This window comes from Streptomyces lancefieldiae, from assembly GCF_031845825.1.
GTDB lineage: Bacteria > Actinomycetota > Actinomycetes > Streptomycetales > Streptomycetaceae > Streptomyces > Streptomyces lancefieldiae.
The window spans coordinates 80,069-99,475 of sequence record NZ_JAVRFH010000032.1; the positions used below are offsets into that span (position 1 = coordinate 80,069).

Below are 19,407 nucleotides of genomic sequence, written 5' to 3' on the forward strand. Positions count from 1 at the left end.
CCCGAGGGACCTCGACGCGGACCGTCCGGCCCGATCCCGAGGAGCAGATGCACCATGAAGAAGACCCTTTCCCGGCGCGCCCGCATCGCCACCGGCGGCGCCGTCCTCGCCGCCGTCGCCGCCGGCACCTTCGGCACGGTGGCGGCGAACGCCGCGGCCCCGGAGGCCGCCCCGGCCGCGGCCTCCGCGGCGTCCGCGGGCCGTGGTGACACCACCACCACCCGGCACCTGACGATCGACGCCGCGACCGAGGCGGCCCAGGCCGCGCTGAAGGCCGCGAAGAAGGACGGCCAGCGGATCACGGTGGCCGTCGTCGACCGCAACGGCAACACGATCCTCACCATGCGCGGCGACGGTGCCGGCCCGCAGTCGTACGAGTCGGCGGTGAGGAAGGCGTTCACCGCGGTCTCCTGGAACGCCCCGACCACCGAGCTGGAGGGTCGCCTCGAGAGCGCCCCGAACCTGAAGGACATCCCGGGCACGCTGTTCCTGGGCGGCGGTGTCCCGGTCACCGCCGACAAGACGCCGATCGCCGGTATCGGTGTCGCGGGCGCCCCGTCCGGCACCCTGGACGAGAAGTTCGCGCAGGCGGGCGCGGCGGCGCTGGGCTAGCTAGCCCCAGGCCGGCGGTTCGGGTCCCTGGCCTCCTCTGCCGACGGGTGTTTCACGTGAAACGCCCCATAGGATCACGGCGTGCGCATCCCCCGACCGCTCGTCATGATGACCGCCGTCGCCGTCGCCGCCCTCACGGCGTGCAGCGGCGACGGCGTGCGGGGCACCCCCGGCGCCTCGGGGGTGCGGGACCCGTACTTCCCCAAGGCGGGCAACGGCGGCTACGACATCGGCCACTACGACCTGGCCCTCGCCTACGACCCCGACACCGAGCGACTCGCCGGCACGGCGACGATCACCGCCCGCGCCACCCAGGACCTGTCCGCCTTCAACCTGGACCTCAAGGGCCTGGACGTCGAGAAGGTCACCGTCGAGGGCCGGGGCGCCCGCTTCAACCAGGCGGGTCAGGAAGTGACCGTCCGACCGTCCGACGAGCTCGACGACGGGGAGACGTTCCGTGTGGCCGTGCGCTACTCCGGCGACCCGGTGACGGTGACCGACCCCGACGGGTCCGAGGAGGGCTGGCTGCCCACCGAGGACGGCGCGGTCGGGCTCGGGGAGCCGACGGGCTCGATGGCCTGGTTCCCCGGCAGCCACCACCCCTCGGACAAGGCGACCTACGACCTCGCGGTGACCGTGCCGGAGGGTTTCGGGGTCGTCTCCAACGGCGAGTTGACGAGCGAGGCCACCCGGGGTGGCCGTACGACGTTCACCTGGCACGTCGCCGAGCCGATGTCGAGCCACGTCGCCATGGTCGCCGTCGGCGAGTGGAAGACCGGCCGCTCCACCACCGGCGACGGGCTGCCGGTGTACACGGCCGTCGACCCGGAGCAGGCCGACGCGAGCCGGAAGGTCCTCGGGCGGATCCCCGAGATCATGGAGTGGGCCCAGGAGAACTTCGGCCCGTACCCCTTCTCCTCCACCGGTGCGATCGTCGACCGCGTCGAGGACGCCGGCTACGCCCTGGAGACCCAGAACCGGCCCTACTTCCCCGGCGCCCCGGACACCGTCCTCCTCGTCCACGAACTCGCCCACCAGTGGTACGGCAACTCCGTCAGCCCGAAGACCTGGCGGGACATGTGGCTCAACGAGGGGTTCGCCACCTACGCGGAGTGGCTGTGGGAGGAGGACGAGGGCGGCGACAGCGCGCAGGAGACGTTCGACGCGCTCTACGACGGGACCTACTACCCCGACGAGGACGAGAGCGACTCGGTCTGGGCGTTCCCGCCCGCTGACCCGCCCGACGCGGCGCACATCTCCGAGAGCCCCGTCTACCAGCGCGGGGCGATGGTCCTGCACAAGATCCGCCGGACGGTCGGCGACGACGCCTTCTGGGCCCTGCTGCGGGGCTGGGCCGCCGCCCACCGCCATGGCAACGCGGACACCGAGGACTTCACGGCGTACGTGGAGAAGTCGGCACCGGACGAGGACTTCACGGAGATCTGGGAGGACTGGCTGTACGGGGACGGCCGGCCGAAGAGCGGGTAGGACGGCCCCCCTCCCCGTGCCTCACTCCTCGGGCGCCTCGAACGCGTCGAGCAGCCGGGCCAGGTCCGGCGGCCAGAGGGGCTCGGGGGCCTCGGCGAGTTCCTGCCGGGTCCACCAGCGCCAGGTGAGGATGCCGTCCGCGGCGTGGGCGGCGGCGAGATGGGGCCCGGTGGGTTCGCGGCGGGGGCCCCGGGCGACGTAGATGTGCTCGTGCTGGCGGACGGGGCCGACGCTCAGGTGGGTGAAGTCGTGTTCCCAGGTGCACAGCAGGGGGCCCGGCTCCAGGTCGGTCCAGCCGGTCTCCTCGCGCAGTTCGCGCAGGGCGCCCTCGCGGGGGTTCTCGTCCGCCTCCAGGCCGCCGCCGGGCATCGCCCAGTGCACGCCGACCTCGACGTTGTCGTAGCGGAAGAGGAAGACCGCGCCGACGGGGTCGAGCACGGCGACGCGGGCGGCGCGGCGCGGGGTGCGCGGCGGCCGGTCCGCCGGTTCGCCCAGCGGCTTGCGCAGCACCGTGCAGGGGCGGTCGAGGCGGAGGTCCCGGCGGTGGTCCACGGCCGCGTAGCCGAGGGCGGTCCAGAAGGCGAGTCCGTCGGTGTTGCCGTCGAGAACGGCGAGCCGTACGGCGGTGCGGCCCGCGGCCCGGAAGCGGTCCTCCACGAGGGACGCGAGGCGTCTGCCGTACCCGCGCCGCCGCAGGCCCGCGTCCACCATCAGCAGCCCGATCCAGGGATCGGGGTCGGCCGGGTCGGGATGCCGGGCGAGCGTGATCGCGACCCCGACCAGCCGGCCCTTGTCCCGGGCGAGCAGCACCTCGGCCGCCGACTGTGCCAACTCGTCGGCCAGCGCCGCCGCCACCTGTTCCGGACGGATGTCGTCCGGGTCCGGGAAGTCACCGCTGAGCGCGTGGAAGGCGCGATGGGAGGCGTAGAGGGCGGTGAGCTCGGTGAGGAGGGGGCCGGGGATGTCGTGGTCGGGAGTGAGCCGGAGGGGGGTGAGGATCACGGGGGCAACCTATCCGAACCGCGGCGGCGCGCGCGGCCCCGATGCCATGACACCATCACCTGCGTGCTCGACATCGGCTACGCCCTCTCCACCCGTTTCCCCGACCCCCCGCAGACCGACTACCGGCGCGCGGACGTCCACGCGCTGCGGCACGACCTGTTCTGCGGGGACGTGTATCTCGCCGACACCAAGGCGGACCGGGAGATTTCCACAGCCTGGGGATGGGTGCCGGTGCTCGACTTCGCGTGGGCGCTGTGCGACATCGTCGAGGGCGTCGACCGGGACCCGGCGGGCTCCCGGGCGGCCCGGCCGCAGCGGGCCGAGCTGGACTTCACCGAGTCCACCGACCGTCTGCTCTTCGAGCGCCGCTTCGGCTGGGTGGACATCGAGGCGGAGTGGCTGCCGGAGGCCGAACCCCCGCTGTCCTTCTCCCACGCCGAACTGCGCCGGGAGGCCCGTGACTTCCTGCACGACCTGATCGCCGACCTCACCGACATGCACGAGGGCCTGGCGGACAACCCGGCGATCTGGACCCTCCAGGCCCGCTTCCCACGGGTTTCCTGACGCCCGGAACACACGGGTCTCCTGACACCCCAGGTCAAGCGCGACTGCTCACGCCCGGAGCCAGCGCCTCCTGGCCCCGGGACGAGCGGGTCTGCCGACGCCCGGAGCCAGCGCCTCCTGGCCCCGGGACGAGCGGGTCTGCCGACGCCCGGGACAAGCGTGACGGTCCGCCCGCTACTCGGGGGCCAGTACCCGCAGCCCCAGTTCCGCCGCCAGGAGCGGGGCCAGGTCCAGCAGCTGGGCCGGGCTGATCACCGCGCCCGACAGACGGTCCACGCCCCGGGCCGGTTCCAGCGGGGCGGCGCCGCGCAGGTCGACGTCCCTGAGGGTCGCCGCGCTGAAGTCGGCGCCCTTCAGGGCGCAGTCGACGAACTCGACCCGCTCCAGGCTGGCGCCCCCGAAGTCCGGCTCGACCAGGACGCACCCCTCGAAGACGACGTCCTTGAGCCGGGCCCGGCGCAGATTCAGGTAGTCGATCTTGCCGCCGCGGATCAGGACCCGTTCCAGGGCGGCACCGTGCAACTGGACGCCGCCCAGGCGGGCGTCGACCAGCTCGACGTCGCGCAGGGTGGCCTCGGCGAGTTGCGTACCGACGCCCCGTACGCCGGTGAGGACCGAGTCGAGCAGCCGGGCCCGGGTCAGGGACGCCTCGTCCAGCGCGCAGTCGCTGAACGCGCAGTCCATGAAGCGGGCGCCCCCGCCGTCCTGGCCGGTGAGGTCCGTCTCCCTGAACTCCAGCCCGTCGTAGTCCCCGTCCCGCTCCAGCTCCGCGCCGTCGTACGGCTCCAGCGGTGGCGGCCTCAGCTCGGGGCGCCGCGCCGCCCGCACCGTCGTCGTACCGCCGCCCGCCGCTCTCCTCGCCATGCCCCCATGGTGCACCCCACCACCGACAATCGCCCGCGACCTGCGCAAACGCCTCCTTCGCAGGGCCGATGCAGGGGCGATGTCACATTCCGCGGCGCCGGGACCGTCGTACTCGCAGACAAGCACCACGCAAGGCGACCCCGACCCGAGGGAGACCCCAGCCATGCACCGCATCACCGTCATCGGCGGCGGCTTCGCCGGACTGACCGCGGCCATCACCGCCGCCGAGGCGGGCGCCAAGGTGACCGTCCACGAGGCCCACCACACGCTCGGCGGACGGGCCCGGACGGCAGACGGCCCCTACCGGACCAACAACGGCCCGCACGCCCTCTACAACGGCGGCCCGCACTGGGCGTGGCTCGAGCAGCGCGACCTGATCGGTCCGCTCGCGCCGCTCCCGCCACGGGAGGGGGCCCGGCTGCGGCTGCGCCACCGGGGCACGCTGCGCCGCACCCCGCCGTTCGCCATGCTCAAGTTGCTGCGCCGGGGCTTCGCACAGGCGCCCGTCGACACCGACTTCCTGACCTGGGCGACCGGCGTCGCGGGCGAGGAGGGTGCCCGTGCCGCCGCCCACTACTGCGCCGTCGCCCTCTTCCACCACGATCCCGGGTCGCTGTCCGCCGCCTTCGTGCAGGAACGCCTGCGCCGGGCCACCAAGCTGCCGCCCGAGGCGCACTACCCGCGCGGCGGCTGGTCCGGGATGATCGACCGGATGGCCGCCCTGGCGTGGAACCTCGGGGTCCGGGTGGAGACCCTCTCCCGCGTCGACGCCGTGCCGACCGACACCCCCGTCGTCGTCGCCACCTCCCTCGACGCCGCCCGCCGTCTGCTGGACGACCCCTCGCTGACCTGGCCGAGCGGGCGCACCGCCCTGATCGACCTCGCGGTGCGGACCCGGCGCGGTGACGCCTTCGCGGTCTCCGACCTGGACGCGCCGGGCTGGATCGAGCGGTTCACCGCGCAGGACCGCACCCTGGCGCCGGCGGGCGAGCAGCTGATCCAGGGGCAGATCCCCCTCGCGCCCCACGAGTCGAAGGCCGACGGCACCGCCCGTGCCGAGCAACTGCTCGACCTCGGCTTCCCCGGCTGGCGCGAGCGCCTCACCTGGCGGCGCGAGGCGGTCGCGGGCGGCCGTACCGGCGCCGTCGACCTGCCCGGCACCACCTGGCGCGACCGGCCCGCCGTCGACCGCGGCGACGGGGTCTACCTCGCCGGTGACCAGGTGGCCGCGCCGGGTCTGCTGTCGGAGGTCTCGTTCAACAGCGCCCTGACGGCGGTGTCCCTCGCCCTCGGCCGGAGGGAGCTTGACCTCAAGCAGGCTTGAGGTCGTTGACTGGGGCACGACCAGCCGGCCCCACCGCAGTGGGGCCCGCCCAGCCCGCCTCACCTGGGGGACCCCATGCGCGCCATCCGTCTGCACGCCTTCGGCCCGGCCGACAACCTCGTCCTCGAGGAGGTCGAGGACCCGCGGCCGGGTCCGGGACAGGTCCGGATCGCCGTCCGCGCGGCGGGCGTCCACCTCCTGGACACCGCCCTGCGCGAGGGCGTCCAGGGCCCGTCGCCCGCGCTGCCCGTCCTGCCCACGGTCCCGGGCCGCGAGGTGGCCGGTGTCGTCGACTCCCTCGGGGAGGGCACGCCCGAGAGCTGGCTGGGCAGACGCGTCGTCGTCCACCTCGGCTTCGCCCCCGGGGGCTACGCCGAACTCGCCGTCGCCGAACTCGCCCGCGTGCACGAGATCCCCGGGAACCTGGACTTCGCCGAGGCCGTCACCATGATCGGCACGGGGCGTACGGCGATGGGGATCCTCCAGTTCGCCGACCTCGGCCCCGGCTCCGTGGCCGTGGTACCGGCCGCCGCCGGCGGCATCGGCACCCTGCTGGTGCAGTACGCCAAGAACGCCGGCGCCACGGTCATCGGTCTGGCCGGCGGCCCGGAGAAGACCGCCCGCGTCGCTGCGAACGGCGCCGACCTGGCCGTCGACTACCGGGACCCCCGGTGGCCGGCCGAGGTCCGCGCCCACCTGGGCGGCCGTACGGCGTCCACCGTCTTCGACGGCGTGGGCGGGGACGTCGCCCGGGAGGCCGTCGCCCTGCTGGGGCCCGGCGGCAGGCACCTGGTCTTCGGCTGGTCGGGCGAGGGGATGCACGACGGTTCCCCCCACCTCGTCGACGGCGTCTCCCAGCAGGTGCTCGGCCCGGTGATGATGGAGCGGGCCGGCGGCACCAACCCCCTGCGCACCCTCGAACTGCGCGCCCTCACCGAGGCCGCCGAGGGCCGGCTCACCCCGGCCGTGCACCGCTTCCCGCTCGCCGACGCGGCAGCCGCACACCGGGCGTTGGAGAACCGGGGGACGACCGGAAAGGTGGTCCTCGTGCCGTGAGCCCGGTGGGCGCCGGCCGGCCCAACCGGATGCGGTACGCACCGAATCATGGTGTTCTGGCCAGATGAGTGGCACCCGGACAGGTGAGCCGGCCGCGCCCACGGACGTCGATCCCCGCCGCTGGTGGGGGCTGATGGTGATCGCCCTGGCCCAGCTGATGGTCGTCCTCGACGCGACCATCGTGAACATCGCGCTGCCGTCGGCGCAGCGCGCCCTGGGCATGTCCGACGCCAACCGCCAGTGGGTGATCACCGCGTACACCCTCGCCTTCGGCGGCCTGCTGCTGCTCGGCGGCCGGATCGCGGACCTCGTGGGGCGAAAACGCACCTTCGTCATCGGGCTGATCGGCTTCGCCACCGCCTCCGCGCTCGGCGGCGCCGCCACCACCCCGGCGATGCTGTTCGGCGCGCGGGCGCTGCAGGGCGTCTTCGCCGCCGTCCTCGCGCCGTCCGCGCTGTCGCTGCTGACGACCACCTTCACCGACCCGAGGGAACGCGGGAAGGCCTTCGGCATCTACGGCGCGCTGGCCGGCAGCGGCGCCGCGGTCGGTTTCATCGTCGGCGGCGTCCTCACGGAGTACCTGAACTGGCGCTGGTGCCTGTACGTCAACATTCCCGTCGCCGTCGCCGCCGTGATCGGCGCGTTCACCCTGCTGCACGACCGCCCCGGCCACAACGGCGCCCGCCTCGACGTCCCCGGCGTGCTCCTCGGCTGCGGCGGTCTCGTCGCCCTCGTCTACGGCCTCAGCGAGGCGCAGCCCCGCGGCTGGACCGACCCGCTGGTACTGGCGCTGTTCGCCGCGGGCGTCGTCCTCCTGACGGTGTTCATGTGGTGGCAGACCCGGGCCCCGGTGCCGCTGCTGCCGCCGCACGTCATCCGCGACCGCAACCGCGCCGGCTGCTTCCTGACGATGATGCTGGCCGTCATCGGCATGTTCGGGATGTTCCTGTTCATGACGTACTACCTCCAGGTCGTCCTCGGCTACTCCCCCGTGCGGACCGGTCTCGCCTTCCTGCCGCTGACCGCCTCGATCGTCATCGGCTCCACCCAGATCTCGGCCCGCCTGCTGCGCCGCGTGGGCCCGCGCATGCTGATGGCCCCCGGCATGCTCCTCGCCTCCGGCGGCATGGTGGTCCTCACGCGGATGACGGTGCACTCGCATTACGTCTCGGAGATCCTGCCCGCGCTGGTGCTCATGGGGCTCGGCATGGGCCTGACGTTCATGCCCGTCTTCTCCACGGCCACCGCCGGGGTCGCCCCGCGGGACTCCGGGGTGACCTCCGCGACGGTCAACACCTCGCAGCAGGTGGGCGGCTCGGTCGGCACGGCACTGCTCAACACCGTGGCCACCAGCACCAGTGCCTCCTACATCACCTCCCACCTCACCGACCCGTCCCGGAGGGTGTCGGTCGTCCGGGAGGGCATCGTCCACGGCTACACGGTCGCCATCTGGCTGGCCGCCGGCATCATGCTGCTGGCGGCCCTGGTCGCGGGCCTGATGGTGACGGCCAAGGCCCCGGACCACGGCCCCCCGGCCGACCGGCCGGTGCCGGAACCGGTGGCCTGAGGGGGAGCGGGCCCAGGGCACCGCCCGCGGCATGCTTCTGACCGCCGTCAGGACGGATGCGGGCGGCGCGGGACGGATACGGGACGTACGCACGGCCAGCGGCGCCCGGCGCCGGGTGCTCCGTGCGGCGCCCCGGCGCCGCCGCGCGTCTTCGCCGCCGTCCGCACTCCGTCCGCCCCGGGTCCCCGGGCCCCCGGGCCGCCCGGGACCCGATAATTCGGGTGCCCGCGTCGCCGCACGCCGGTAGCGTCACCGGTGTGATCGACGTTCCTGACGCGCTCGCCGCCACGCAGGCGAAGTACAACGGCGAGGCCGGCCGCGCCTTCATCGACGCGCTGCCCGACCTGGCGGCCCGCTTCCTGGACCGCTGGGGGCTGCGCCCGGACGGGCCGTCGATGCACGGCTGGGCGGCCCTGGTACTGCCCGTCGTACGGGCCCGGGACGACACCCCGGCCGTGCTCAAGCTCCAGATCCTCGACGAGGAGTCCGAGGGCGAGCCCGTCGCCCTGCGGCTGTGGGACGGCGACGGGGCGGTACGGCTGCTCGACCACGACGCGGCCACCGGCACCATGCTCCTGGAGCGCCTCGATCCGACCCGCATGCTCAGCCACGTCGAGGACTCCCGCGAGGCCGTCCTCGTCATCGCCCGGCTGCTCGCCCACCTCACCTCGACCCCCGCCCCGCCCGGTCTGCGCCGGCTCGGCGACATCGCGCGGGGCATGCTGGAGCGGACGCCGTGGGTCCTGGAGCGCATCCCGGACCCGGCGGACCGCCGCCTGGTCGCCGACTGCGCCGCCGCCGTGCGCGAGGTCGTGGACGAGCCCGGCGACCGGCTGCTGCACTGGGACCTGCACTACGAGAACGTCCTCGCCGCGGACCGCGCCCCCTGGATCGCCATCGACCCCAAACCGCTGGGCGGCGACCCCGGCTTCGACCTGATGCCCGCCCTCGACAACCGCTACGACCCGGGCGAGACCCAGTGGCGTTTCGACGCCATGACCGACGTCCTCGGGCTGGACCGGGAGCGGGCCCGCGCCTGGTCCCTCGGCCGCGTCCTGCAGAACTGCCTGTGGAACGTGGAGGACGGCGACCCGCTGGAGGAGGAACAACTGGGGATCGGGCGGCTGCTGCGAACGCCGTGAACCGTCACCTGCCCGCGGACGTGCCGCGGTCGACCGGCGGAAGGGCGTCCGACGACGATGCGGCGACCTCCCCGGGCCCGGTCGGGTACCCCGTGCGGCCGCTCGTTTCCGCGCCCCCACGCTGACGCGCGCGCGAGGAAGGCGCCCGCGGGCGACACCCACGGGCGCCCGGCGTGGGACGTGCGCCCGGCCGGAATCCGAGGGGCGGCTCGGGGCCGCGCACCCGGCGCCCCTGCGCGCCTGCGCGCCTGCGCCACAGGTCGGTGCCTGACACCTGACAGCACCGGCCGGTCCTCAGCCCCCAGGGCTGTGGCAGGCGTCCCGGGGCCGCTCCTGCCCTCGTTCCCGGCGCCCCTCCCGGCCCAGCGCGCCCGGCAGTTCCGTCCTGCGGCGAATCCGCAACTTGCGGTAGGTGCTGGTCAGGTGGGTCTCCACCGTGCGCCGGGCGAGGTGCAGCAGGTCGGCGATCTCGGTGTTCGTGCGGCCGGCGGCGGCCAGTTCGGCGATCCGGCGCTCGCTGCCGGTCAGCGCCCCGGCGCCGGTGCGGGACGCCACGGGGCCCCGGGCGCCGCCCTCGCGCAGGGCCTGCCCGGCCAGGGTGAGCCAGCGCAGGGCGCCCTTGCGTTCGGCCAGTTCGGCCGCCTCGCGCAGGCGGGCGCGGGCGCGGGTGCCTTCACCGGCGGCGAGGAGCTGGCGGCCCTGGGCGAGCAGCGCGGCCATCAGCTCCGTGCCGGTGTCGACGGGCGCGTCCCGCAGGGTCCGTACGGCCTCCTCGGCCAGCTCCAGGCCGCGTCGTCCGCCGGTCGCGGTGCCCAGCACCCGCAGGGCGCGGCCCACGGTGCGCGGGGTGTTCCACACCCGGGCCAGCCGCAGCTCCTCCGTCGCCAGGGCCAGCGCCTCCGGGCCGCCGCCCAGGGCCATCCGGCACTCCGCGACCGCCGTCCGCCACGGGGTGACGACCGGGCTGACCACCTCGCGGGCCGCCTGGCGCCGTCCGCACTCCAGGAAGTCGTGGAGCGCGCCCGCCGGGTCGCCGGTGGCGGCCCGCAGCACGCCCCGCGCGTACAGGTAGCGGTTCAACTCCCAGTTCTCCGCCACCTCGCGCAGGTCGAACCGGTCGGCGAGGCGCTGTGCCTCGTCGGTGCGGCCGGTGTGGACGAGCGCCATCAGGGCGTGGGCGTCCCGGTTGGAGGGGCCGGTGCGGGAGCGGGCCGGGTCCCCCACCGCGTCGGTTCCGGGCCCGGCGGCGAGCAGGCGCGCGTAGTCGCCGCGGGCCGCGGCGATGTCGGCCCGGGTGTTGAGGAGCGCGTGCTGCATCGGATGGAGCAGCGCGGGGTGCTGCCCGGCCAGACCCCGCTCCACGAGCCGGTCCGCCTCGTCGAGTTCGTCGGCCCACTGCGCGACCGCGGCCGCCGTGCCCAGCAGGAACGGCTCGGCGAGCGGGTCGGTGGGCTGCGCGAGCAGCGTCCGTACCCGCCGCATCGCCTCCTGGGCCGAGACCAGCCCGGCCGTGGACGCGTACCGCACGAGGAGCGCCTGTCCGGCGGTGCCCACCAGCTCCGGGGAGCGCTCGCCGGTCTCGCACAGCCACCGGTACACCTCCTGCCGGGTCGCCAGGTCCTCGTCGGACAGCAGCGCGCCGGCGGCCTGCACGGTGCGGGCCAGTTCCGGGTGGCCGGACAGCCGGCTCTCCGTGCGGCGCAGCACCTCCATGGCCGTACGGACCTCGCCGCGGGCGGCCAGGGCGGTGCCGAGGGCGACGGCCGTACGCACCCGGTTGCGGGGCTCGGCCGGCAGGTGCTGGGCCTCGGCGAGGCGCGCGATGGCCGCCGGGGCGTCGGCCGACGCGTACTCCAGGGAGCCCAGTTCGGTCAGCAGCCGTTGCCGGAGGTCGTCGCGCAGCGGCTCGTCCAGCGCCCGGCGCAGATAGCCGACGGCGTCGCCGGGCCGGGCGTCGTGCACGGCGACCGTGACCGCGTCCCGCAGGACGCGCAGCGCCCAGGGCAGCCCGACGGCCGGTGCGCGCAGCAGGTGCCGGGCGACCGCTTCGACCCGGTCGCCCCGGCGCAGCATGGCCTCGGCCGCCGCCAGGTGCGCCGCCTCCCGGCGGGGCCGGGGCCAGCCGGTCAGCACGGCGTCGCGCAGCAGCGGATGCGCGTAGCGGGGGCGGCCGGTGGCGTCGGGGCGCAGCAGACCGAGCCGGGTCATGGCGGCGAGCCAGCCGGCGACCCGGGCGGGGTCGGCGCCGGCCGCCTCGGCGAGGAGGTCGGCCGGGTCACCGCCGGCCGGTCCCGCGGGCGTCGCCTGTTCCAGCGCCGCGAGGCACCGCGCCACGTCGGCCGTGGCGGACCCGGCGCTGTTCAGCCACCAGGAGACGGCCGCCGGGTAGGCCCCGGGGTACAGCGCGGCGCAGGTGTCGGGCAGGGGCGGGGCGCCGTCGGGCGCGGCACCCCCCTGTCCCGGGGTGCCGCCGAGGTCGTCGAGCAGGGCGTGCAGCAGCAGCGGACTGCCGGCGCCGGCCCGTACGCACTCCGCCGTCCAGCGCGGTCCGGCCGTGGGGAAGACGGCGCGGACCAGCCCGGCCGCCGCCGCGTCGCTGAGCGGGGCGAGGGTGTGGGTGCGCACCAGGGAGGGCGACAGGGCCTGGGTGAGCCCGGCGGGCCGCGGGTCGATGTCGTACTGGCTGCGCTCGGTGACCACCAGCAGTACCGGTAACCGGTCGACGCGCCGGGCCGCCTCCACCAGCCAGCGGCGCGAGGCGTCGTCGGCGAGGTGGACGTCGTCCACGGCCACCAGCAGCGGGCACTCGGCCGCGTACGAGCGCAGCAGCCGCCAGAGCCGGGCCGCGCTGCCGCGGTCGTCGCCGCCGGGAGCCACGTCGGCGAAGTCCGGCACCGTTCCCAGGAGGTCGAGGACCGTGGCGAAGGGCACCCCGGTGTCCTCGGGCGAGCAGCGCGCGCGCAGCACCCGCAGGCCGCGGTCCGCGGCGTGCCGGGCGGCGGCCTCCAGTACGGCGGTACGGCCGGTGCCGGTGGCGCCGCGCAGCAGGACGAGGCCGCCGGTGCCCGTCCGGGCGCGCTCGGTCTCGGCCGCGAGCAGCGCCAGCGCGTCGTCGCGTTCGCGGAGCGGTCCGGTCATCGGTGCCTCCTGTGGTGGATGACGCTCCCCCGGCCTGTGAGACGTGCAAACGCGGACGAGGGTGGTGTGAGGTGGCCCACTCCGGGGAAGGAAGTGCCGCGGCAGGACCGGTGGCTGTGGCGATGCTCACGGTGGTGCGCATGCCGCGCCACGATCCCGCCCACCCTCGCGCGAGACCCTGCTGACCTGCTGAAACACGCGCTCGACGGCCACCTCTCGGGGGTCGCCGCACTGATCTCGTGGTGTCCCTCGTGGTGCTCCACGATTGCGCGGTCCCAGCAGTCCCAGAAGTGTGGGACACGCTCATCCGCCGCAGGCCCGTGCCGCATGGCGGGCTCGTGAACAGGGGGGAAACGGTTGCTCAACTCACCCCGGAGCACCACCACATCCAGCATCGGGGCGGTCGCAGCCATCGGAACCGCCGGCACGACCACCGGCACCGCCGGCACGACCACCGGCACCGTCGGCTCGACCACCGGTGCCGTCGGCGTCCCCGACCGCCGCGTCCCGGTGGCGGTGACCGCCCCGGACCCGATCAGCCGCGAGGGCGCGATCAGCCAGTTGCGCCGGCACCCGGAGATCGACCTGCGCGAGGAGTCCGGCCCCGGCACGGTGGCCCTGCTCATCGAGGACGCGCTCGACGAGGCGGCGCTCACCCGGCTGCGCCGGATCGTGCGCAGCGAGGGCTCGCGCGCCGTGCTCGTGGTCGGCGCGATCCGCGAGAACGAACTGCTGGACGTCGTCGAGTGCGGTGTCGGCGCGATCGTCTGGCGCCACGAGGCCACCGCCCACCGGCTGGTGCAGGCGGTGCTGGCCGCCTCCCGCGGCGACGGCGACCTGCCCGCGGACCTGCTCGGCCGGCTCATCAGCCAGGTGGGCACGCTGCACCGGGGCGCGGCGGGCCGCCCCGGCGCCCCGTCGCTGGGTCTCGCACCCCGAGAGGTGGACGTCCTGCGACTGGTCGCCGAGGGCCTCGACACCGGGGAGATCGCCGGCAAGTTGTCCTACTCCGAACGGACCGTCAAGAACGTCATGCACGGGCTCACCACGCGACTGCATCTGCGCAACCGTGCGCACGCCGTGGCCTATGCCCTCAGGGAAGGCTACATCTGACCGAACGGGCAATCGAGAGCGGCCCTCCGGGGCCGCACGGGCAAGGCGACCTGCCCGGACGCCGTCCCTGACGCGCCTGCGGGCAGGACGGCACCCGGGGCACGATCGGTGACGGACGGCAGCGTGCAGTACGGCAGAGCGGGAGCACGAGTGTGATCCACGAGGTGGACGAGGCCCTCAAGCGCCTCCTCGCGGGCGGGGCGTTGACGGGCTCGGGCATCGACGTGGCCTTCGAGGCACCCACCCGTGACTGGGCGGCCCGACGCAACGCCCCCGTGGTCAACACGTACTTGTACGACATACGGGAGGACGTGGCCCGGCGTCGGCGCGGCCACGTGCCGGTGCGCGACGAGCGCGACATCGTGGTGCGCCGCCGCCAGCCGCCGCGCTGGTTCCGGCTGTCGTACCTGGTGACGGCCTGGACGAAGACCCCGCAGGACGAACACCGGCTGCTCTCCGCGGTCCTGGCGACGCTGCTGCCGCGCGAGTCCCTGCCCCCCACCGAACTCCCCGGCGCCCTGGGGTCCCTGGGCCTGTCGGTGCCGTTGACGGTGTCCGGGGTCCAGACGGAGTCCCGTTCCCTCGCCGAGATCTGGTCCGCGCTGGGCGGCGAGCTGAAGCCGTCCCTGGACCTGGTGGTGACCGCGCCCTTCCCGGCCTACCCGGAGTACGACGCCGGACCGCCGGTCACCGAGGGCGTGACGGTCCGGGTGCACGACCTGGACGGCGACGCGGCGGAGACCACCGGGCGCTCCCACCGGCCCCACCAGGTGGCGGCCGCCCGCGCGGCCCGCGGCATCGGCCGCGGCACGACGGACCGCCGCCCGGACTCGCCGTGAGCGCCCCGTACGCCGCCGCCGGTGCCCCGTCGCCCGGCCCGGACGAGAACGACCCCGGTGTCCGGGCGCCGGACACGTACGCCGCCGCTCCGACGCCGGACACGTACGCCACCGCCCCGACGCCGGACACGTACGACGGCGTGCCCGACGTCCCCGACGCGCGCGACGACCCCGCCCACGCGCTGCTCGCCCACGTCAGCGGCCTGCGGGAACGGGTGGCCGCGCTGGTCGAGAGCCGCGCCGCCGGCGACCCGACGGCCGACGACCCGCTGCGCGGCCTGTACCTGTCCGACGAGGCCGTACGCCATCTGCTGCGCACCTGGCCGTCCGGTGACGCCCCGGACGCCCCTGAGGCCGCCGACGCCCCACCGCCGCACCGGGTCGGCGACGGCCCGGCGGACCCGGGTGACCGGCTGGTGTCACTGGCCGGGCGGATGGGGCTGACCGAGTGGGACACCCTCGTCCTGCTCATCGCCCTCGCCCCCGACGTCGACCGCTCGTTCGAGCCGCTCTACGGCTACCTCAACGACGACGTGAGCCGCCGGCGTGCCACCGTGGGCCTCGCCCTCGACCTGTGCGGGGTGCCCGCGCACACGTCGGCGGCCCGCGCCCGCCTGCACTCCTCGGCACCGCTGCGCGCCCTCGGTCTGCTGGAGGTCGAGGAGCCCGAGCGCCCCTTCCTCTCCCGTTCCCTGCGCGTTCCCGACCGATTGATCGGCCATCTCCTCGGCGACGACACCCCGGACGCCGCGCTCCTCGGCAAGCTGCGCCCGATGCCGGAACCGCTGCCCGCCGGCCCCGACGCCGAGGCCTTCGCGCACCGGCTGGCCGCCCGGCTCCACGACGGCCCGCTCACCGCCTACCTGCGGGAACAGCGCGAGGGGGACGGTCTGGCCGTCCTCGCCTCCACCCTGCGCGCCGCGGGACTCGACGCACTGCGCTGCTCCGCCCCCGAGGACCACGTCCCCGAACTGCTGCGCGAGGCCCGCCTCGGCGGCCGTGCCGTCGTGGTGGTGGGGCTGCCCGAGCAACCGGGCCCGCTGCTGCGGACGCTGACCGCCGCCACGGACGTGACCGTGCTGATGACGGACCCCCGCCCGTACGACCCGCACTGGTCCCCCGACGACCCCCTGGTCCTCGACGCGCCGGGCCGCCGGGCCGGCGGCACGAGCGCCTGGCAGGCCGCGCTCGGCACGGACGCCGACGGCTTCGACCTGGCCGCCACCGTCGCCCCGTACCGCCTCGGCGGCGACCGCATCCAGCGGGCCGCGCACACCGCCCGCGCCCTCGCGGCCTTCGACGGCGGCCCGCTCACCGCCGACCACGTCCGGCTCGCCGCCCGCCGCCAGTCGGCCTCCGGCCTGGAGAGCCATGCCCGCCGGATCCGGCCCGCCGTGGACTGGCGGGACCTGGTCCTGCCCGAAGGGCCCCTCACCCAGCTGCGCGAACTCGCCCTGCGCGCCCGTCACCGCGACCGCGTCCTCGGCGACTGGCGGCTCAGCGCGGGCGGCGGGCGCGGCCGGGGCGTCCTCGGTCTGTTCGCCGGCGAGTCCGGCACCGGCAAGACCCTCTCGGCGGAGGTGGTCGCGGCCGACCTGGGCCTGGACCTCTACGTGGTCCAGCTTTCGTCGATCGTGGACAAGTACGTCGGCGAGACCGAGAAGAACCTCGAACGGATCTTCACGGAGGCCGACCGCACCGACGCCGTGCTCCTCTTCGACGAGGCCGACGCCGTCTTCGGCAAGCGCTCCGAGGTGAAGGACTCGCACGACCGGTACGCCAACATGGAGAGCGCCTACCTGCTGCAGCGCCTGGAGTCCTTCGACGGCATCGCCCTGCTCACCACCAACCTGCGCGCCAACATCGACGAGGCGTTCACGCGGCGCCTGGACCTGGTGGTCGACTTCCCGTTCCCGGACGCCGGGCAGCGCCTGGCGCTGTGGCGGCACGGCCTGTCGCACGTCCCGTCCGCCGACGACATCGACCCGGCCCCGCTGGCCCGGGACTTCGAGCTGGCCGGCGGGTCGATCCGCAGCGCGGTGGTCACCGCCGCCTACCTCGCCGCCGGACGCGGGGACAAGGTGACGGCGGGCGACCTCCTGGAGGGCGCCCGCCGTGAGTACCGCAAGGCGGGGCGGCTGGTTCCGGGCGAGGCGAACTGGTAGCGGGCCACCGCCCGCCTCGGCTCCCCTGACCGTCCTGGCCGTCCCCTGGTCTCCCCCTACCCTGACCGTCCCCCGGTCACCCCTGCCCGCCCGGCCGCCGGCCCCGTGGGGGCGAGGCGGCCGGTGAGCGCGGGGCTCAGGCGTCTTCCTTCGGGAGGATCTCCCACTCCGCGTCGTCGGAGCCGGAGCAGTCGAAGATCACCAGTTTGGCGTCGACGACTTCGACGGCCGAGCCGGCGACGTCCAGGCAAGCGTTGTTGCTGGCGAAGTTGCGGATCCAGTAGGCACCGCTCTCCTGCTTCTCGACCCACCAGAGCTGGTTGTCCTCGGTCGTGCCGGCGCAGGGGAACTCGGTGACGGGCGTCGTGTACGGGTTCGACCCCTTGTTCGGGAGGTCCATGCAGAGCCGGTCCTTGACGTTCCGGATCTGGAAGAGCGCCGTCCCGCCGGGGCCGCCCTTCGGGTACCTCACCTCCAGGTCCCAGAGCTGGTTGTCGCCGTCGGTCCGGTCGCAGTGGGACTGCTGGACGGGGCCGTCGACCTTCCCCTGCCCGAATCCCGGGAGTTCGGCACAGAACGTGGTGGTGGTGTTGCGCAGCACGACGTTGCTGGCCGGCACCACGGCCGGTTCCGCGTCGGGCTTCTTGGGCTGTTTCTCCTCACCGCCCCCTCCGCCGCCTCCGCCCCCGTCACCGTCGCCGTCGCCGCCGTCGCCCTTCGGTTCCTCGGTCTCGGGCTGCTGGGGCGGCGCCTGGACGGGCGACTCGGCCGTGCTGGGGGGCGCCACCTCCAGCGCGGCACTGGCGCTGGGACTCGGCGCGAGCGCGGTGCCCGCCTGCTGGACCTGCTCCGTGGCACCGGTACGGACCTGCGGCTTGTACGCGATCCAGATCATCACGAACGCGATGGTCAACGCCAGCGCGATCCCGAAGAACGTCGCGAGCCAGCGCGGCAGGAACCCCCGCTGGATGTACGTACCCTCCACATCCGTCGGATCGACCCCGGAACGGCGCACGGCCAGCGTGTACGGCCGCTCCTCCTTCGACCCGAACCAGATGATCTGCCGCGGCTTCAGCGTCGTCTCGACGAACGCCGCCCGCCCCGGCTCGATCTGCACGTTCCCCGGCCGGATCTCGTACGACAGATGGTCCCCGGTGTCACTGCCGGACACCGACGCCGTCACCTTCGTATTGCCGAGGTTGTCCACCGCCAGCCTGGGCCGCCCCCTGAACCGCCCCTTCACCGTGGGAGGCACCAACTCCGCCCGCACCTCGGTGAACGGAGTGATCGTCAGGTTCCCCTCCGGAACCGTCACCGCGTCCGGATGCTCCGTCGGCGTGATCCGCACCGCATACGGATTCGGACCCGCGGTCGCGTCAGGGGTGCGGGGCGGCGCGAAGGTCAGCTCCACCGTCCCCGTCGTCCCTGGATACAGTCGCAGCGTCGGCGGCTCGATCGTCGTCCAGGGCGCCACGTCCCCGACGGGCTCGAACCGGTACTCGTCCACCACGTCACCGGTGTTGCGCACCCTCAGGCGCACACGCGTGCTGCTGCCTGGGTCGACGGTGGCGGACGCGGGCTCCAGGGAAGTCCAAAGGCTCACATGGCGAGGCTACGGGCGGGTCGGCGAACCGTCAGCGGACCTCGGGGCAGTACTGGTTGCCCGGATGTACCTGATGACACGGTTGTCCGGACCCCGGCGCCGTCAGACCGTGATCCTGACCGCCTCCAGCTGGAGCTTGTCCTTCGCCATGTCGCTGCCGAAGTACCGCCAAGCGGCGGGCTCGGTGCAGCCCTGCCGCAGCCAGCCCTTGTCCTTCACGTGGGTGTTCGGGCAGACGGTGCCCTCCACGGTCTTGAGGGTGAACCCCTCGAGGGGCGAGACCACCTCCTTGGTGCTCCCGAGGTACATGTCGACGCCCTCGGCGGCGCTGCTCCACCGGGAACCGGTCAGCCATCCCTCGACGACGTGGGCCCCGTTGCCCAAGACGCCCTTGGTCCCGGACACCGCGATGTTCAGGGCCTTGATCGGGAGGTTCTTGCCGACCGTGCCGGCCTCGGCGCCGTCGCACACCGGGTCCTGCCAGCCGTGGTCCGCCACGTAGGCGCGGTAGCAGATGTGCCGGCCCTCGCTGCGGGCGGCGACCTCCTTCACCGCCGTGGCCGCGGTGCGCACCGGGGGCTCGGGCTTCTCGGAATCGCCGCTCCCCTTGTCCTTGCCGCCCTCGCCGTCCTTGTCCCCTCCGCCGTCGCCGCCGTCGCCTTCGGTTCCTCGGTCTCGGGCTGCTGGGGCGGCGCCTGGACGGGCGACTCGGCCGTGCTGGGGGGCGCCACCTCCAGCGCGGCACTGGCGCTGGGACTCGGCGCGAGCGCGGTGCCCGCCTGCTGGACCTGCTCCGTGGCACTGGTACGGACCTGCGGCTTGTACGCGATCCAGATCATCACGAACGCGATGGTCAACGCCAGCGCGATCCCGAAGAACGTCGCGAGCCAGCGCGGCAGGAACCCCCGCTGGATGTACGTACCCTCCACA

The 19,407-nt window shown here is 74.6% G+C and carries 15 protein-coding genes and 1 pseudogene; 10 read left to right on the forward strand and 6 right to left on the reverse strand.

Annotated elements, in window-relative coordinates:
- Nucleotides 1-54: 54 nt before the first annotated feature.
- Nucleotides 55-612 (forward strand): GlcG/HbpS family heme-binding protein, encoded by a 558-nt coding sequence (locus RM812_RS26965; RefSeq protein ID WP_311577249.1) that lies wholly within the window; start codon nt 55-57, stop codon nt 610-612.
- A gap of 105 nt (nt 613-717) precedes the next feature.
- Nucleotides 718-2,100, forward strand: a complete 1,383-nt coding sequence (locus RM812_RS26970; protein ID WP_394816523.1) for a M1 family metallopeptidase — start codon at nt 718-720, stop codon at nt 2,098-2,100.
- A 21-nt stretch (nt 2,101-2,121) separates the two neighbouring features.
- Here the strand turns inward: RM812_RS26970 and RM812_RS26975 are convergent, their stop codons facing one another.
- Entirely contained in the window at nt 2,122-3,102 is a 981-nt protein-coding gene (locus RM812_RS26975) for an NUDIX hydrolase (RefSeq protein ID WP_311577255.1), read from the reverse strand.
- Nucleotides 3,103-3,165: 63 nt separating this feature from the next.
- Between RM812_RS26975 and RM812_RS26980 the strand changes: the two genes are divergently transcribed.
- On the forward strand, nt 3,166-3,666 hold the full coding sequence (locus RM812_RS26980; protein ID WP_311577258.1) for a hypothetical protein: 501 nt from the start codon (nt 3,166-3,168) through the stop codon (nt 3,664-3,666).
- A gap of 174 nt (nt 3,667-3,840) precedes the next feature.
- Here the strand turns inward: RM812_RS26980 and RM812_RS26985 are convergent, their stop codons facing one another.
- Nucleotides 3,841-4,530, reverse strand: a complete 690-nt coding sequence (locus tag RM812_RS26985) for a pentapeptide repeat-containing protein (RefSeq protein WP_311577262.1) — start codon at nt 4,528-4,530, stop codon at nt 3,841-3,843.
- 163 nt (nt 4,531-4,693) lie between these two features.
- Between RM812_RS26985 and RM812_RS26990 the strand changes: the two genes are divergently transcribed.
- The 4 genes from RM812_RS26990 to RM812_RS27005 all read left to right on the forward strand — a co-directional run bounded on the left by RM812_RS26990 (nt 4,694) and on the right by RM812_RS27005 (nt 9,619).
- On the forward strand, nt 4,694-5,854 hold the full coding sequence (locus RM812_RS26990) for an NAD(P)-binding protein (protein WP_311577265.1): 1,161 nt from the start codon (nt 4,694-4,696) through the stop codon (nt 5,852-5,854).
- 75 nt (nt 5,855-5,929) lie between these two features.
- Nucleotides 5,930-6,910, forward strand: a complete 981-nt coding sequence (locus RM812_RS26995; RefSeq protein ID WP_311577268.1) for a zinc-binding dehydrogenase — start codon at nt 5,930-5,932, stop codon at nt 6,908-6,910.
- A gap of 64 nt (nt 6,911-6,974) precedes the next feature.
- Nucleotides 6,975-8,477 carry an MFS transporter gene (locus tag RM812_RS27000; RefSeq protein ID WP_311577271.1) on the forward strand — a complete coding sequence of 501 codons (1,503 nt, stop codon included), beginning with the start codon at nt 6,975-6,977 and terminating at the stop codon, nt 8,475-8,477.
- Nucleotides 8,478-8,698: 221 nt separating this feature from the next.
- Nucleotides 8,699-9,619, forward strand: a complete 921-nt coding sequence (locus RM812_RS27005) for an aminoglycoside phosphotransferase family protein (protein WP_394816522.1) — start codon at nt 8,699-8,701, stop codon at nt 9,617-9,619.
- 294 nt (nt 9,620-9,913) lie between these two features.
- Here the strand turns inward: RM812_RS27005 and RM812_RS27010 are convergent, their stop codons facing one another.
- Entirely contained in the window at nt 9,914-12,757 is a 2,844-nt protein-coding gene (locus RM812_RS27010) for an AAA family ATPase (protein WP_311577276.1), read from the reverse strand.
- Nucleotides 12,758-13,114: 357 nt separating this feature from the next.
- Between RM812_RS27010 and RM812_RS27015 the strand changes: the two genes are divergently transcribed.
- The 3 genes from RM812_RS27015 to RM812_RS27025 all read left to right on the forward strand — a co-directional run bounded on the left by RM812_RS27015 (nt 13,115) and on the right by RM812_RS27025 (nt 16,874).
- Nucleotides 13,115-13,870, forward strand: coding sequence for a helix-turn-helix transcriptional regulator (locus RM812_RS27015; RefSeq protein WP_311577278.1), 756 nt, complete (start codon nt 13,115-13,117; stop codon nt 13,868-13,870).
- A gap of 152 nt (nt 13,871-14,022) precedes the next feature.
- Complete coding sequence (locus RM812_RS27020) at nt 14,023-14,709, forward strand: DUF4255 domain-containing protein (protein ID WP_311577281.1); 687 nt, start codon at nt 14,023-14,025, stop codon at nt 14,707-14,709.
- 140 nt (nt 14,710-14,849) lie between these two features.
- Nucleotides 14,850-16,874 (forward strand): ATP-binding protein, encoded by a 2,025-nt coding sequence (locus RM812_RS27025; protein ID WP_311577296.1) that lies wholly within the window; start codon nt 14,850-14,852, stop codon nt 16,872-16,874.
- A 136-nt stretch (nt 16,875-17,010) separates the two neighbouring features.
- On the opposite strand, the gene RM812_RS27030 is transcribed toward RM812_RS27025, so the two are convergent.
- The 3 genes and pseudogenes from RM812_RS27030 to RM812_RS27040 form a co-directional block, all read right to left on the reverse strand.
- Nucleotides 17,011-18,477 (reverse strand): RICIN domain-containing protein, encoded by a 1,467-nt coding sequence (locus RM812_RS27030; protein WP_311577284.1) that lies wholly within the window; start codon nt 18,475-18,477, stop codon nt 17,011-17,013.
- A gap of 102 nt (nt 18,478-18,579) precedes the next feature.
- Complete coding sequence (locus tag RM812_RS27035) at nt 18,580-19,050, reverse strand: hypothetical protein (protein ID WP_311577299.1); 471 nt, start codon at nt 19,048-19,050, stop codon at nt 18,580-18,582.
- Nucleotides 19,026-19,407, reverse strand: a pseudogene (locus RM812_RS27040) (hydrogenase expression protein); the annotation flags it as partial. The gene RM812_RS27035 and the pseudogene RM812_RS27040, both read right to left, overlap by 25 nt.